The organism is Mesorhizobium sp. M0830, from assembly GCF_040319965.1.
Taxonomy (GTDB): domain Bacteria; phylum Pseudomonadota; class Alphaproteobacteria; order Rhizobiales; family Rhizobiaceae; genus Mesorhizobium.
In genome coordinates, this window is the sequence record NZ_JAMYOR010000019.1 from 36,718 (window position 1) to 53,249 (window position 16,532).

11 protein-coding genes and 1 tRNA gene are annotated in these 16,532 nt (G+C 62.3%); 3 read left to right on the plus strand and 9 right to left on the minus strand.

The genetic code is table 11. The features are described from left to right. The first annotated feature begins 25 nt into the window (after positions 1-25). Positions 26-925, plus strand: a complete 900-nt coding sequence (locus NKI20_RS14025; RefSeq protein ID WP_352831316.1) for a LysR family transcriptional regulator — start codon at positions 26-28, stop codon at positions 923-925. Positions 926-934: 9 nt separating this feature from the next. Here the strand turns inward: NKI20_RS14025 and NKI20_RS14030 are convergent, their stop codons facing one another. The 5 genes from NKI20_RS14030 to NKI20_RS14050 all read right to left on the minus strand — a co-directional run bounded on the left by NKI20_RS14030 (position 935) and on the right by NKI20_RS14050 (position 4,946). Next, positions 935-1,447: a nuclear transport factor 2 family protein gene (locus NKI20_RS14030; protein ID WP_352831318.1), complete on the minus strand. Its 513-nt coding sequence runs from the start codon at positions 1,445-1,447 to the stop codon at positions 935-937. Positions 1,448-1,636: 189 nt separating this feature from the next. Then, positions 1,637-2,605 carry an alpha/beta hydrolase gene (locus NKI20_RS14035; protein WP_352731693.1) on the minus strand — a complete coding sequence of 323 codons (969 nt, stop codon included), beginning with the start codon at positions 2,603-2,605 and terminating at the stop codon, positions 1,637-1,639. A gap of 98 nt (positions 2,606-2,703) precedes the next feature. Then, positions 2,704-3,513, minus strand: a complete 810-nt coding sequence (locus NKI20_RS14040) for an AraC family transcriptional regulator (RefSeq protein WP_352831321.1) — start codon at positions 3,511-3,513, stop codon at positions 2,704-2,706. A gap of 547 nt (positions 3,514-4,060) precedes the next feature. Then, a tRNA-His gene (locus tag NKI20_RS14045) sits at positions 4,061-4,137 on the minus strand. A gap of 350 nt (positions 4,138-4,487) precedes the next feature. Next, complete coding sequence (locus NKI20_RS14050) at positions 4,488-4,946, minus strand: phasin (protein ID WP_352602390.1); 459 nt, start codon at positions 4,944-4,946, stop codon at positions 4,488-4,490. Positions 4,947-5,194: 248 nt separating this feature from the next. On the opposite strand from NKI20_RS14050, the gene NKI20_RS14055 reads away from it, so the two are divergent. After that, on the plus strand, positions 5,195-9,094 hold the full coding sequence (locus NKI20_RS14055) for a PAS domain S-box protein (RefSeq protein ID WP_352831323.1): 3,900 nt from the start codon (positions 5,195-5,197) through the stop codon (positions 9,092-9,094). 404 nt (positions 9,095-9,498) lie between these two features. On the opposite strand, the gene NKI20_RS14060 is transcribed toward NKI20_RS14055, so the two are convergent. Beyond that, positions 9,499-11,469 (minus strand): acetoacetate--CoA ligase, encoded by a 1,971-nt coding sequence (locus NKI20_RS14060; protein ID WP_352602387.1) that lies wholly within the window; start codon positions 11,467-11,469, stop codon positions 9,499-9,501. Between the two features lie 212 nt (positions 11,470-11,681). Between NKI20_RS14060 and NKI20_RS14065 the strand changes: the two genes are divergently transcribed. Beyond that, positions 11,682-13,535, plus strand: a complete 1,854-nt coding sequence (locus tag NKI20_RS14065) for an AsmA family protein (RefSeq protein WP_352831326.1) — start codon at positions 11,682-11,684, stop codon at positions 13,533-13,535. An 18-nt stretch (positions 13,536-13,553) separates the two neighbouring features. Here NKI20_RS14065 and NKI20_RS14070 read toward each other — a convergent pair whose 3' ends face one another. From NKI20_RS14070 to NKI20_RS14080, 3 genes are read right to left on the minus strand one after another with little or no spacing between them, the layout of a single operon-like run. Next, positions 13,554-14,372, minus strand: a complete 819-nt coding sequence (locus NKI20_RS14070) for an ABC transporter permease (protein WP_023758360.1) — start codon at positions 14,370-14,372, stop codon at positions 13,554-13,556. Between the two features lie 4 nt (positions 14,373-14,376). Then, the gene (locus NKI20_RS14075; protein WP_023758361.1) at positions 14,377-15,351 is read right to left on the minus strand and encodes an ABC transporter permease subunit; all 975 of its coding nucleotides are present in this window, start codon (positions 15,349-15,351) and stop codon (positions 14,377-14,379) included. 8 nt (positions 15,352-15,359) lie between these two features. Continuing rightward, positions 15,360-16,499 carry an ABC transporter ATP-binding protein gene (locus NKI20_RS14080; protein ID WP_352831328.1) on the minus strand — a complete coding sequence of 380 codons (1,140 nt, stop codon included), beginning with the start codon at positions 16,497-16,499 and terminating at the stop codon, positions 15,360-15,362. Positions 16,500-16,532: the final 33 nt, after the last annotated feature.

The following is a 16,532-nucleotide window of genomic DNA, read 5'->3' on the forward strand; positions in this document are numbered from 1 at the left end:
AGTAATTCGATTTGGGAAACTAGGAATGGACCACAAGCTCATGCAGTCCTTCGTGGCTGTAGCGGAGGAACTGCATTTCGGGCGCGCCGCAATACGCCTGCACATCTCGCAACCCCCTCTGACAAAGCAGATCCAGCAGCTGGAGCAGGCCATCGGCGTGCGCCTACTCGATCGCACCAAGCGCAAGGTCGAACTGACTGCTGCCGGCCGTGTGTTTCTGGACGAAGCGCGGGCAGTGCTTCATCAGACGGGGCAAGCGGTGGAGCTTGCCCGCAAAGCCGATCGTGGTGAAACCGGCCATCTGTCCGTCGGTTTCATCGATGCGGCGATCTACAGTGTCGTGCCTGCAATCGTTCAGCGCTTTGTTGAAGCCTATCCCGAGGTCGAGCTGAGCCTGACGGACCTGCGTATTCCCAGTCAGATCAAACTCGTGGCTGAAGGCCAACTCGATATCGGCTTTGTTCATCCGCCTATTGTTCACAACGCTCTGCAGGTCGAAAGCATATTGATCGAACCTTTGATCGTAGCCTTGCCGGAAACGCATCGGTTGGCCTCGGAAGCCGAGGTGGCGCTGGCGGACTTGGCACCAGAGGCACTGATTCAATTTCCGCGCGGCATCAATCCATCCCTTTATGACGAGATCGTCGGGCTGTGCCGGTCGTCGGGCTTCAGCCCAAGGATCGTGCGGGAAGCAACGCCCAAGCAGACGATCATCGGCCTTGTATCTGTCGGGCTTGGTGTCTCACTGTTGCCAGCCTGCCTTCAGAACCTGCGGCGATCCGGCGTGGTCTATCGTCCAATTCGGGGCCGAAACCTGGCTATCGATACCTCCATCATCTATCGGCGCGAACAGCCCTCACCGGTGCTGAAGGCATTCCTCGACGTCGTGCGGAGCACGACGTCGACCAATGGCCATGGGCGGTAGTCTCGGCAATCACTTGGCTCGCGCGACCTTGGCCGCAGCCTCTTCGACGAGGGTGCGATCGCCGCTTTCCTCGGCCAAGTGAAGCGTCATCCGCGAGACCTGCCAGCCGTTGCCGGTGCGGATAAGCGCGTATTCGTAAGATCCGGCCACGACCCACATGCGATCGCCAAGCCAGTGCGTTGCGCGGACACTGGCTTGTGCCGTTGCCGCGCCATCGCCGACCTCGACCTGGATATCGGAAAGCTCATGACGCGTGGCGTCGAAACCCGGCAGCAGGTCGGCCCATGCGTCCATCAGCGCCGACGGCGCAAAGCGCTGCGGCTCGCCACCCCACAAGGACGTGTAATCGATCGTCGTTTCCGGTGCGAAGAAGCGTTCGAGAGGGCGGAAATCGCGATTGTCGGCGTAGACGGCGACGGCGGAGATTACGCCGGCTATGCGGGCTTCGTCGGCGGGCGACGCAAAGGACGTCTGAGCGCCAGCGACTGTGAGCAGCGCGGCGCCGAGCAACGCCGCCTTCATTCCACGACATCTTTGGCCGGTGGTTCCAGTGGGTCGCGTCGATGCTGGGTTTGAATGATTAGGTTCCATGGAAATATCCTCCTTGTTTGCATGCAAGCGTTTCGTTACCATCCATCAATCCGCCAGCCGCCCGAGCAGCGGCTTTGGTGCAAGGTAGGCCCAGCGCCCTGGCACCGGGGTAGTTCTGTTTCAAGAACCACTATTGATTCGGTTGAAATGCGCCGCAGCTGCATCGGCGGCCCGCGTCACGTTCTCGGGCTTGTCGTAGAAGTCGAACTGGGCGACGTCGTCCAGCCAGAGTTCGGACCGGTCGCCCTCAAGAAGCGCGAAGAAAGCATGCGCACCCTGCGGGATCGCTGCGGCTTCCGAGTGGACGATGAGCGTTGGCTTGTGGAGCTGCGCACCGACGGCCACGGAGTCGTAGGTCAGCCACGGTTCCCAAGAGGCCAGGTTGAACTTGTTGTCATAGGCCGGGATGAGGCCCCGGTTACTCTCCGTGTAATAGGGTATCTGGTACATCAGCGACGTCCGGTCGCTCATGCTCGCGGCGACGACGATCCGGGGTCGGCCCTTGCGCTCGGCGGCCTCGGCCTCTCGCGATGTCGCAATCAGTGCGGCCACACCTTCTGGACCGCCATAGACCTGTTCGACGATGCGGGCGTCATGCAGCCAGGGAGCCACCAGCGCCACGCTGGCGAAGTTCGCATTGGCTGATGCGGCCTGCGCCATGTAGCCGGCTGAGGCGCAGATACCGAGGCCCGCGATCTTTGCCGCGTCGACATCAGGCAAACTCGCCATGAAACGGCCGGCAGCAACAATATCCGACGTCTTGGCCGCAGGGTCTTCCTTGAACCTGGCAGTCCCGCCAGACTCACCCCAGCCGCGGAAGTCGAAGGCAAGGGACACATAGCCGCGTTCTGCCATTTCTCGGGCATAGAGGCCGGACATCTGCTCCTTGACCGATGTCCAGGCGCCGGTCACCAGCACGCCGGGGCGCTTCTCGCCAGGCCGGTAATCGGCGGGCAGATAAAGTGTGCCGATCAGGGCGACCCCTTCATTGTCAAAGGAAACCTTGCGGGTCTGAACCTCAGCGGCAAGCGCAGCTCCGGCAAAAAACATCGAAGCCGCCGCGGCGATAAACGACGAGAGCACGGACATGGGAAAAGCCTCCTCAGGACAGGATTTCCTCAAGCATCGCGCCATGACGTCCGCTCGTCAGCGCCCGTCCTTGCGCTTTGCCGATCCGATCTTGCGCTTCAGTGCCCGCGCCAGGCTCCCGGTCTCTTGCCCACCAGCTTGCGGAACTGCGCCGCGAACTTTGCCGGATTGGAATAACCGACCCGCCATGCGACCTCGGCGATCGGTAGTCGGGTTGAGCGTAACAGATCCTTCGCCCGCTCGATCCGGCGGGAGACGACAAAGGCATGTGGCGGCACGCCAACGGCATCGCGAAATGCGCGCGCGAAGTGGAACCGGCTCATCACCGCTACCGCCGCCAGTTCATCGAGCGTGATATCATCCGTAAGATGCGCCTCGATATAGTCGAGCGCCCGCAGAATACGCGGCTCTGCCGCAGGCGGATCGCCTGCAGGCTGGCCCGCGAGACGCGTGAGCTGCGCTGCGAGTGCGACAGCCAAAGCGTCGCGATATAGCCGAGGCGCGGCATTTCCTGCAGCGTGGAGGCTGATGGCGAGTTGAGTCACCAACGCATCGATCGTACCTGACCGAGGCACAAAGGACGGTGCTGGCATCCCCGCACCCATGAGGAGATCGTCGTCGATCTCGACATTGAGGAAGTCGTTCGGCTCATCCCACCGGCACCAGCCCTCGAAGCCGGCGGGGAAAACCCAGCCTTGGCCCGGCAGCAATGGCAAGGCCCGGCGGCGGTCATTCCCATAAGCGGCATGATGGCTTCTAAGCGGCGCCAGCACCACGCCCACGGTCACGCGCTCGAAATGGAACGCACCTTCGCCAGGACCGACCCTGAGAAACGTGGACGCGCCTCCCGACCATTCATATGAACCGGGGCGCAGTTCTCGCCTGGTCTGTTCCAGCCCGATCAACATGGATTCAAAATAGCAACAGAGGTCGCAAGCTGCCAGTGAACCGCTTCAAATACGGCTCTGTCGCAAACCTTTCGGTAATCGGAGCATGCATGGAACGCTCCTCAGCCATGGAGGAGCACGTGATGTTCAAGGGCCGCCATTTCGACCTCTGTCGAAACACGGTTGTGTGCGTCAAGTTCTGCAAAAATGGCGTGGCGGTGTGGGGCGGTTACTCTAAACATTGGCGCTGCCTTTCGTTTCCGGACAGCGACATCAAATGTTGCAGCCGTCCATGCGTGGATCAGTCTGCAGCTTCAAGCCCCTTCACCTTCGGGCCTAGCGGTTTCCACAGGCTCCCGTGGCCGTCGGCATTTTTCGGCTGCGTAAAGACCTCAAAGCAGAACGACAGCCGACGTCGTTGGCGGGGTCCGCTCCCACCGCCAACTTTGTTGACCGTCATGGGCATAGCTGAACGCCCTGCGTATGATACCAGAATGGTACCCATCCGTAGGGGGCCTACCTCACTGCCTCAATAACCTGTAAGTAACTGAAATTATTTGATGAATTATGGTACCGTTGGCTGGGATCGAACCAGCGACCTCCGGATCCACAATCCGGCGCTCTAACCATCTGAGCTACAACGGCACGTTTGCCTGAACGGGTCGAAGCGGAAACTCATCCCACTCGACCGCTCTGTCGTTCGGCGATGCGTCCTTACGGGCTTATGGATTCTAATTCAAGGCTTTTGGAAAGCAAAGGTCACTTCCCCACATCGGCGCGATATTCGCCGGCGCCAGGCAAAGAAAAAGGCCGGCGGGAGGAGGTGCCGGCCTTTTCCTGTTACGAGCCAGCGGGAGGAGGTGCTGGCTGGTCACCCCGGCAAGCAGAGGGAGGAGGTTCCACCCGCCGGGTATTCCTTGATTGCCGACATCATACGCCCGATCTTTTTTAAGAAAATGCGACCTTTTGTTGCATCTTCAGATCATGCGTAAATGTTAAGCAATCTTGATATCCTTCATCGCCTTCTCGAAGGCGGTCTTGATCGGCTTGGAGACGTCCTCGGCTGCTTTGGAGGCGACAGCCTGGAAGTCCTTGGCCTGCTCTACCGTCGTCTCAACGCGCTTGCGCAGGAACGCGGTCTGCAACTCGACGACTTCCGACAACGACTTGGCGCCAATCAGCGCTTCGAGATGGGAGAAGCCGGCCTCGGCATTGGCACGCAGAGCGGAAATGGTCTTGAGCGACAGGTCGCTGGAAACGGTCTTGGCGGTCTCGAAGGTCGACTCCAAAGCCTTCTGGGTCTCCTCGGCGCCAGTCTTCAGCTTGGCATAGGCTTCCTTCGACTGCTCAACACCCTTTTCGGCGAAAGCGCGCATCTGGTCGGTAGCCTTGGAAGCGTCGAAGCTCGGGAATTCAACATTTTCAATCGTCTCGGCAGTCTTGGTCCTGGACATTTTCCATCCTTTTCAGCGCCAGCGGCTTTGACAGAAAGCCGTCTCATTCATGTATGATGGCAATATAAAGGCAAATTTTGTGCATTGCAATATCTTTGTTGCAGTGCACCATAAATTCTTTTGGGCCGTTAACCAAGAGCCCAGATTCCGGCCTTTGCACGTTCTGGCTTGTGGACCTTCTCGCCTCCGGCTTTTATTAACAAAGCGTTAACTGCAAATTCGCCGCTCCGTGAGGGTTCGCCAAGCGCATGCCGTCCGAATATTCCTTCCTTGACGTCGCCGTGCTCGACGCGGTCCGCCAGCGCTTTGCCGCCGGCGACGCGATCGCGATCCTGTCGGCGGACCTGGAGCAGGTGATCTGGGCCAATGGGCCGGGAGCCGCGATGTTCGGCTATCCCGACATCGAGGCCATCATCGGCACCTCGGCGCAACTGCCCTTGATAGCCAGGCGCCAGATCATGGCGACCAGCGGATTTCCCGAGATCGGCAATGACCGGGCCATCACGGTGCGGCTTGCGACCGGCATGACCAGCCGCGCCGTCAGCTTCCTGGCCAGCGCCGTGTCCATGCCGGATGCCGAAAAGGCGATCATGCTGGCCGTGCCGGCGGCGCAGACGGGCTCGCGCAGTGCCGGCGAAATCGCCGCTCGCGCCATCAGCGGGTTTACCGAGGATGGCCATTTCATCGCCTTTGTCGATGCCGCAGGCAACGTCGAGGCCGCCTCCGAGGGGTTTTCTGCGCTGGGCATCCTGCCGGAAACGCTGGCTGCGCTCGTCGCCGACGTCGCGGCCGAGAGTGACCGCATCATCAAGCGCCTCGTCCCTGGCGGCACGGCCGCCTATCCGGCGGGGCTGGCACGATTGACCGAGGAGCGGCATCTGCTGGTGGTGATCGACGAGGACCAACTCGACGACACCGCAGCTGGCGGCGAACACCCGGCGCAAACCATCGCCGAGGCCGCGCCGGCTGGCGACGTTTCTGTTCAGCCGGAACAGGGTGCCGAGCCGGCCGACGAACCGGGTGCCTCACAACCGACCAGCGATATCGCCGCATCGCAGGCGCATGAGATCGCCGACGCGACGGTGCAGCCGCCGACAGCCGCCAACAGCGATCACCCACCTGCGCGCACGCCGGCGCAGCACGACCATTGGTACTTCAACACCGGCGAGGACGAAGGGCAACAGGCGCACCGGCCAGCGCCTGAACCTGAAGCGCCCGCAGAACCGGCCGCTCTGGACACTCCCGCCCAAAACACGAAACAACAAGACCCGATACAGAATGATGTCCAGGCCACCTCCGCGGCCGCGCCTGGGACCGTTCCGGCGACAGACCGCATGGCGCCGCCGCTGCGCTTCGTCTGGCGCACCGACGCCGAAGGCAAATTCAGTGCGCTGTCGCCGGAATTCGCCTCCATCGTCGGCAAGCCCGCAGCCGACGTGATCGGCCGCCGCTTCAGGGATGTCGCGGCCACTTTCGGCCTCGACCCCTCCGGCGAGATCGCAGGCCTCCTGGAACGGCGCGATACCTGGTCCGGGCGCTCCGTGCTGTGGCCGGTGGTCGGCACCGATCTGAAGATACCTGTCGATCTGGCGGCGCTGCCTGTCTATGGCCGCAGCCGTGCCTTCGAGGGTTTTCGCGGCTTCGGCGTCGCCCGCGCCAGTGATGCGGTCGTCGATCCTGAAGCCATCGGCATGGCGCTGGTGCCCAACGGTGCGGCACCGGCGGCACCGGAACCGAAAACCCTCGAACCAGCATCGGCAGAGCCGAAGGCCGAGGGCGCACCGGCTTCGGACCCTTTCAAGGGCGAGGTGCCCGCGCTGACCATCGTGCCGAAACCGGAACGGCGCTTTGCCGACAAGGTGATCCGGCTGGCCGAACATCGTCAGCCGGCCGACGACAAGGGCCTGTCGAGCCTGGAACGCAGCGCGTTCCGCGAGATCGGCGAACGGCTGAGGAAGGACAGTTCCCCGGTCGAGCCGCCGGAAGCTGAAAAGCCCGGTGCCGAGAGCCTCGAGCCGGCGATCGACACATCCACGGAAGCAGCAAACGTGCCGACAGCGGGGACGGAAGCTTCTGCAGTCGGCGGGGTTTCATCAACGCCCGGCACCGCGTCGCACGCCGGCGAAATCCCTGCGGCAGAGCCGGAGAACGAGACAGCGCCAGCCGAGCCGTCCGATGTCGATGCCGAGGACGAGCGGGATCTGGCGCGGCTTGATGGCGGCCACCCGGACGAAACGGTTCAGCAGCCCGGTGCGCCGCCGAATGCGACGGGCTCGTTGCTGGATTATGCCGGCCATGACAACGAAAGCGACACTGCCGCGGACAACAGCGACCAGTCCCAGGCCTCCGAACCGGAGGCGGCGGAACCAGACATCACCAAACCCGGCGCGACTGGCGTTGGCGCCGATGCGCGACGTGATGCCGTCGATGACGACAGCATGACATCAGCTGATTTTCGCGATGCCGAAGATAGTGAAGATTGGGCGCAGCCCGACGAGAAAGCCTCGGCGCCCGACCGGCAGGCGGTTGCGTCCGCCGAGACAACTGCCAGCGCAGTGGACGTCGTGGAAACACGCATCGAGCGCCCGCGCCTGCAGGTGCCGCCGCTCAAGGCCGAAGGGTTCGTGCCGTCGGCGTTTTCGGCCGGAGATGAGCACAAGGTTCCCGACACTTCGCTTCTCGGCAAGCTGCCCGTGCCGCTGCTCATCCATTCCGGCGACGAGCTGCACTACGCGAACGGGGAATTCCTCAACCTGACCGGCTATGAGGCGCTCGACGACCTTGCGGATGCCGGTGGCCTCGGCGCCCTGTTTGCCGACCCCTACGCCGACGACGGTTCTTCCGACGGCGCCGATCGCGCGCTGCGGCTGAAGACGCGTGACGGGCAGGAATTCCCGATCGAAGCTATTCTACGCTCAGTCCCCTGGCGCGACGGCAAGGCGCTGATGCTGGTGGTACGCCGCCACGGCGAGGATGACGCACCGGTGCATGCGGTCGGCGACGAGCAGACGCAGCCCGACATTCCCGAGCTCAAGGCGCGCATCGCCGAGATGCGCACCATCATCGACACCGCCACCGACGGCGTCGTGCTGATCGGCCGAGACGGCACCATCCGATCGATCAGCCGTCCGGCCGAAGCGCTGTTCGGTTTCGACAGCGACGATGTTACCGGCAAGCCGTTCGCTTCACTATTTGCAATCGAAAGCCAGCGCGCGGCGCGCGACTATCTCAACGGACTGTCCGAACCCGGCGTGGCGAGCGTGATGAATGACGGCCGCGAGGTAATCGGGCGCGAGGCGCAGGGGCGGTTCATCCCGCTGTTCATGACCATTGGCAGGCTGCCCAACGACAGCGGCTTCTGTGCTGTCGTGCGTGACATCACGCAGTGGAAGCGGGCCGAAGAGGACTTGACGCAAGCGCGTGCGATGGCGGAGCGCGCGTCCTCGCAAAAGACCGATTTCCTCGCCCGCATCAGCCACGAGATCCGCACGCCGCTCAATGCCATCATTGGCTTTTCCGAACTGATGGTCGACGAGAAGTTCGGACCTGTCGCCAATGACCGCTACCGCGACTATCTGCGCGACATCAACCGCTCGGGCAATCATGTGCTCGACCTGGTCAACGACCTGCTCGACATCTCGAAGATCGAGGCCGGCCAGCAGGAAATGGCCTACGAGGCGGTGTCGCTCAACGACACGCTGGCTGAGACGGTGGCGATGATGCAGCCACAGGCCAACCGTGAGCGCGTCATCATCCGCTCCAGCTTCGCTTCCCGCTTGCCGGAAGTGGTGGCCGACCTGCGCAGCGTGCGCCAGATCGCGCTCAACATCCTGTCGAACGCCATCCGCTACACCCAGGCTGGCGGCCAGGTGATCGTCTCGACCGCCTATGAAACGTCGGGCGACGTCGTCATGCGGGTACGCGACACCGGCATCGGCATGAGCCAGGCCGAGATCGAGCAGGCGCTGAAGCCATTCAAGCAGATTAACGCGCTGAAGCGCGGACGTGGCGACGGCACCGGGCTTGGATTGCCGTTGACCAAGGCGATGGTCGAAGCCAACCGCGCCCGGTTCATCATCAACTCCACACCGGGTGAAGGCACGCTGGTTGAGGTCGCATTTCCATCGACTCGTGTGCTTGCGGAATAGGCCAGCGCCCTCCACAGCTCGATCCCTTTTGTTTGTCGCAACTCCCAAAGGGATGCGCTTTTCCCGGGAAAAACGCTCGACGCTTTTCCTGGAATTGCTTCGGCAAAAGAAAAGGCGCCCAAAAGGACGCCTTAAGAGATGGAATTGCTGTCACAACGGGGGCTTGAGCGAATCGGATCCTCCGGGGGCCGAGGAACGGGATTTCTCCCTCAAGTTGTATGCGACTATCGACGCCGGACCTTAACAACTCCTTACCGAGGCGGCGGAAAATTTACGGATGTGTACCACTGATGAAATCTAGGTAAATTCTACCGACATATTTCGGTAACCATGCTGGAAATCCTTGTTTCATGCAGGTCGTTGGCTCAAAGCCCGAGCCAATTTGTGCGACATGCATTGGCGGTTCACTCGGCCAGTTGCGGCAGGTTCTTGAACAGCTCAAGCGCCTCTGGGTTGGCGAGCGCCTCCTTGTTCTTGATGGCGCGGCCATGCACCACGTCGCGCACCGCAAGCTCGGTGATCTTGCCCGATTTGGTGCGCGGGATGTCGGTGACGGCGACGATCCTGGCCGGCACGTGACGCGGGCTCGCCCCGCTGCGGATTTTTGCCCGTATGCGTTTCTCGAGTTCCTCATCGAGTTGCACGCCAGCGGCCAGGCGCACGAACAGCACGACGCGCACGTCATTGTCGAAATCCTGGCCGATGCACAGCGCCTCCAGGATTTCCGGCATCTGCTCGACTTGGTTGTAGATCTCCGCCGTGCCAATTCTCACGCCGCCCGGGTTGAGCGTGGCGTCGGAACGGCCGTGGATGATCAGGCCGCCATGGGCGGTCCATTCGGCGAAATCGCCATGACACCAGACATTGTCGAAGCGCTCGAAATAGGCCGCGTGGTATTTCTTGCCCCCGGGGTCGTTCCAGAAGCCGATCGGCATCGACGGAAAGGCCTTGGTGCAGACCAGTTCGCCCTTCTCCTGCCTGACCGGCTTGCCGTCGTCGTCCCAGACATCGACGGCAAGGCCGAGGCCGGGACCCTGGATCTCGCCGGTCCAGACAGGCTGCGTCGGCACGCCGAGCACGAAGCAGGAGACGATGTCGGTGCCGCCGGAGACCGAGGCCAGATGGACGTCCTTTTTGATGCCGTCGTAAACGAAGCGGAAATCTTCCGGCGACAGCGGCGACCCGGTGGAGGAAATCGCACGCACATCAGACAGATCATGGCTGCGGATCGGCTTCAGTCCGGCCTTGCGGACGGAATCGATGAACTTGGCCGACGTGCCGAAGAAGGTCATCTTCTCGGCATCGGCAAAGTCGAACAGCGCATTGCCGTCAGGGTAGAAGGGCGAGCCATCATAGAGCAGCAGCGTGGCACCCGAAGCGAGCCCCGACACGAGCCAGTTCCACATCATCCAGCCGCAGGTGGTGAAGTAGAAGAAGCGGTCGCCCTCGATCAGCCCTGCGTGCAGCCGGTGTTCCTTGACATGCTGGATCAGCGTGCCGCCGGCCGAATGGACGATACATTTGGGAATGCCGGTCGTTCCTGATGAGAACAGGATGTAAAGCGGATGCGAAAACGGCAGCTGCTCGAAGCTAACGCGTTTGCCGGCGAAGGGCGACAGCGCCACTTCCAGCGCCACGGCCTTATCGATGGTCCCAGCGACGTCGCTCGATGTGCCGAGATAATCGACGACCAGGACCTTGCGGACGCTCGAGAGCTTGGCCGCGACCGCAGCGATCTTGTCGGCGACCTCGATCGCCTTGCCATTGTACCAATAGCCATCCGGCGCGATGAAGATGACTGGCTCGATCTGGCCGAAGCGATCGAGCACGCCCTGCTCGCCGAAATCGGGTGAGCAGGACGACCAGACGGCGCCGATAGAGGCGGCGGCAAGCATGGCGGCGACGGCCTCGGGCATGTTGGGCATCATCGCGGCAATGCGATCGCCCTTCTTCACCTTGAGCGACAGGAAAAGCTGCTGCAGCCGTGAAATCAGCGCATGCAATTCGTTCCAGGACAGACGGCGCTCGACCTTGTCCTCGCCGCGAAACACGATGGCCTCGCCCGCGCCGGTCTGCTTCAGCAGGTTCTCGGCGAAATTCAGCGACGAGTCGGGAAAGAAGGAGGCGCCCGGCATCTTGTCGCCATCGACAAGGATGGCATCGCCCGCATTGGTCCCCTTGTCGCCGACGATGCCGCAGAAATCCCAGACCAGGCTCCAGAACCCTTCGCGATCCTCAACCGACCACGCGTGAAGCTGCGGATACGAAGAAAACGCTACACCGGCCCTCAGTGCGGCTGCCTTGGTGAAAGCGGTCAAGGGTGCCGCATCGACTTGCTCTTGCGTCGGGGTCCAGAGCGGTGCTTCGGCAGCCATGATCGTTCCTCCACGGTCGCCATCGCTTATGCATATCGCAGCGCAGCAGAGCAAGATTTTGTTCGATTGATGCGGCTAGATGTGTGCAAATGCCATCGCCGGGCCATAAAGACTTGAAATGCCTCAGCCCTAGGTCGTAGTGACGACTGGGGTCGTAGTGACGACCAGGAAGTCGTGGTGACGACTGGGGTTACAGAAGCATACGGGGCGATATGCCATCATCTTTGATCCGGCGCGGAATATGGGCGATCGGCGCTGCCGTGATCGTCATCGCGCTGGTGGTTGCCACCCTGCCGCTGATCGCCTCCACCCGTATCGTGCGCGACCGCATCGCCTGGGAAATGAGTGCGTGGAGCGGCTTCCGGGTCGCCATCGAAGGCTCGCCGCGGATAGAGGTCTGGCCGACCTTCCGGGCGATCCTGACCGATGTGACGCTTTCGCAATGGACCGACACCGAGACGCCGCCGGTCGTCGAGGCGGAACGGGTCGAGGTCGACCTTTCCGCCATGGCGGCCTTGCGCGGCGACGTGGTGTTTTCGACAGCACGGCTGGTGCGGCCGACGATCCGGGTTCAGCGCACGCCAACTGGCCTTTTCCTGCCCGCCGTCCCAACCGGTGGGCGCATCACGCGTTCCATCGACACGGCCCGCGGCGTCGTCAATGCCGACCCCGCAAAGCCGAATCTCGACAAGCTGCCGACCGACACTTTCGGCACGGTTGAGTTTCGCGACGGCCGCATGGTGGCTTCGGTCAACGGTAAGGACGTCGAGATTCTGAGCAGCCTGAGCGGACAGGCGACCTGGGCGGCGATGAACAGCAATGCAACGCTGTCGGCGACCGGGATCTGGCGCGGCGAAAGTGTGGCCGTGGACGCCGCCTCGGAGAAGCCGCTGGTGCTTTTTGCAGGCGGCTTGGCGCCGCTTTCCCTGTCGTTCAAGGCCCCCCCCGCCACCTTCTCTTTCGACGGCACGGCCAGCATGTCCGAAAACAGCTATTTCGACGGTCAGGCGAAGTTTTCGGCGCCCTCGCTACGCCGCGTGCTGGAATGGTTGCAGGCCGGCATCGCGCCGGGCGCTGCGATCGGCTCGGTCAGCATTTCGAGCAAGGTCACGGCAACGGCCGGGCGCGTCAAATTCGAAAATACCGCCATTGCGCTGGACAACAATCCGGGAATGGGAGCGCTGGACCTGTCACTTGGCGAAGCTCAGCCGGTGATCTCGGGCACGCTCGCCTTCGACACGCTCGACCTCAGATCGTTCCTGTCGGCCTTCACGCCGCTGGCGCCCACCGGCGCGGTTGGGCCTAGCGAAGTCGACACAAGTTTCGCCGACAAGATCAACCTCGATCTCAGGCTGTCCGCGGCACACGCCACCGCCGGGCCTATCCAGCTCGCCGACGTCGCCGCCACCGCCCAGGTCAAGGATGGTCTGTCGGTCTTCGATATCTCCGATGCTTCGGCCTTCGGCGGCAACATCCAGACCAGCCTTCGCTTCGACCGCAAGCCGGAAGGCTCACAGGTCGAAATCCGGCTGCTGGCATCCGATATCGACGGCGGCGCCTTCGCCACGGCCGCGGGGATGACCCGGCTGGTGCCGGTTGGCACGGGGACCGTTTCGGTCATCCTCAAGGGGCCGGGCAGAACCTGGAACTCCATTTTCGACAATGCCGACGGCTCGGTTTCGGCGACCTTCGGACCAGGTGCGTTGAGCAAGCTCAACCTGCCGGCGTTCCTCAAGCATACCGAACAAGGCGGCTTTTTCGCGCTCGATGACGTCTCCGATGGAACGCTGCCGATCGACGGCGCCGAGATCAAGGCCAGCATTTCGAAGGGCGTGGCACGGATCGACAAAGCCGAAGCCAATTCGGCGAAATACAAGATCTGGCTGTCCGGGATCGCGTCCTACGCGGGACGCGGGCTGGCCCTGTCCGGCGGTGTCATCCAGCCGGACCAGGCTGCAACGCAGACTAATGGCCAGCAAGGTTCCAACCAGTCATCGTTCTTCGTCGGCGGGACCTGGAGCACACCGTTCATTTCCCCGATCAGCCGCGGCGTTTCGGGAGAATAGAAACCGCGCTTTCCGCCTTCACCCGCGCTGTGCGGCCTGCTCGTCGAGCTGGCGCTGCACCTCCCGCCGCTTGTTGGCAAGCGAAGCGATGATGACGCCGATCGCCACGACGGCGATCAGTATGGTGCAGGCGGCGTTGATCTCCGGTGTCACGCCGAGGCGAACCTGGCTGTAGATCTTCATTGGCAGCGTCGTGGCGCCCGGCCCCGAGGTAAAACTGGCGATGACCAGATCGTCGAGCGAAAGCGTAAAGGCCAGCATCCAGCCGGAGACGATCGCCGGCATGATGACCGGCAGCGTGATCTGGAAGAAGGTCTTCACCGGCGTCGCGCCCAGATCCATCGCGGCCTCTTCCAGCGAGCGATCGAAGGTGATCAGGCGCGACTGCACGACGACGGCGACGAAGCACATGGTCAAGGTGATGTGAGCCAGCGTGACGGTCAGAATGCCGCGATTGAGACCGACGGCGACGAAGAGCAGCAGCAGAGACAGGCCGGTGATGACTTCCGGCATGACCAATGGCGCGAAGACCATGCCTGAGAACAGCACCCTGCCCTTGAAGCGCGTGTAACGGGTCAAGGCGAGTGCCGCCAGCGTGCCGAGCACGGTCGCCACAGTGGCCGAGATCAGGCCGACGCGCGCTGTCACCCAGGTCGCGTCCATGAGGCCCTGGTTGTGGAACAGCGAGACGTACCATTTGGTCGAGAAGCCGCCCCAGACGGTGACCAGCTTGGACTCGTTGAAGGAGAAGACGATGAGCAGGACGATCGGCAAATAGAGAAAGGCAAAGCCGAGGACGACCGAGGTGATGTTGAAGCGGCTCCAGGTGGTGTTCATGATGTCACCGGTCCATTTCCTGAGCGCGCGCCTGCGCTCGCTGGAAGAGCATGATCGGCACAATCAGCAGCAGCAGCAGGATGACGGCCACGGCCGATGATAGCGGCCAGTCGCGGTTGCCGAAAAATTCATTCCACAAGGTCTTGCCGATCATCAGTGTCTGCGAGCCGCCGAGCAGGTCGGGAATGACGAACTCGCCGACGGCCGGAATGAACACCAGCAGGCAGCCGGCGATGACGCCCGGCAGCGACAGCGGAAAGGTGATCTTCCAGAACGCGCTGGTCGGCGGACAGCCGAGATCCTTTGCCGCCTCGATCAGCGAATAATCCATCTTTTCCAGAGCGGAATAGAGCGGCAGCACCATGAACGGCAGGTAGGAATAGACGATGCCGATGAAGATCGCCGTATATGTGTTGAGGATGATCAGCGGCTGGTGGATGACGCCGGTGGCGAGCAGCAGCTGATTGAGCAGTCCCTCGGGCTTGAGAATGCCGATCCAGGCGTAGACGCGGATCAGAAACGATGTCCAGAACGGCAGGATCACCAGCATCAGCAAGGTTGGACGGATCGTCGCTGGCGCGCGCGCCATGCCGTACGCGATCGGATAGCCGACGAGCAATGTCAGAACCGTCGAGATCGCGGCGATGATGACGCTGGTCACATAGGCATTGAAGTAGAGCGCGTCCTGCGTCAGCCAGGTGTAATTGTCGAGGTTGAGTTGTTTCAGCTGAGCAAGAAATCCGGAAAAGCCGCCGCTGATATCGAGCGCCGGCGTATAGGGCGGAATGGCGATCGCCGTCTGCGATAGCGAAATCTTGAAAACGATGACGAACGGAATGAGGAAGAAAAACAGCAGCCAGACATAGGGGATGATGATGACCAGGCGGCCAGAGAATGCAGCGCCCAACCTGGCGTGGACGGATTTGCCGGTACTGGTTGCCGGAGAGGCTGATGCGGTGGTGACGGCGGCGCTCGACATGGTCGCTCCTACCGTGTCAGCACGACGCCGGCGTCAGGCCGGAAGGAAACCCAGGCGCGGTCGTTCCAGCTCAACGGATCCTCGGTGATGCGAGCCGCGTTCATGGTGCTCGCGCGCACGACCTGTCCGTCGTCCAGCCTGACGTGATAGACGGTCATGTCGCCGAGATAGGCGATGTCGTAGACCTCGCCCTCGATGGCGTTGATGGCCTCGGCCGGCTTCTTCGACGACACCTTGATCTTTTCCGGCCTGATGGCGAAGGTGACGGCCGTTCCGGCGCTGGCGGTGCCGGCATTGTCGGTGCGGATGGTGATGCCATTACCGGCATCGATGCTGGCAGCGCCAGCCTCGCCACGCGCGATCTTGCCCTCGAACATGTTCACATTGCCGACGAAGCCGGCGACGAAGCGCGACCCCGGCGCCTCGTAGACTTCGGCCGGCGTTGCCACCTGCATCACCTCGCCCTTGTCGATGATGGCGATGCGATCGGCCATCGTCATCGCCTCTTCCTGGTCGTGGGTGACGACGACGAAGGTCAGACCGAGGTTCTGCTGCAGGTCCATCAGTTCGAACTGCGTTTCCTCGCGCAGTTTCTTGTCCAATGCGCCGAGCGGCTCGTCGAGCAAAAGCACCTTCGGCCGCTTGGCGACAGAGCGGGCGAGCGCAACGCGCTGGCGCTGGCCACCGGATAGTTGGTGCGGCTTGCGCTTGGCGAACTGTTCGAGCTTGACCAACCGCAGCATTTCGGCGACGCGGGCCGCGATTTCGGGCTTCGGCATGCCATCCTGCTTGAGGCCGAACGCGATGTTGTTCTCGACAGTCATATGCGGGAACAGCGCGTAGGACTGGAACATCATGTTGACCGGCCGGCGATAGGGCGGGATGCCGCGCAGATCCTGGCCGTCGAGCAGGATACGACCGGCCGTCGGCTCCTCGAAACCGGCGAGCATCCTGAGCAGCGTCGACTTTCCGCAGCCCGAGGCGCCTAGCAGCGCGAAGAACTCGCGCTCGAAGATGGTCAGCGACAGATTGTTGACGGCGGTGAAGTCGCCGAACTTCTTGGTGACGTTATCGAACTGGATGTAAGGCTTGGCGTTCGGGTCGTTCCACGGCGTAAAATCCCTGCGGATGCTGCCAAGCGATTTCATGTCCCACTCCGTCCTGATTCTTGCTTCTTGCCC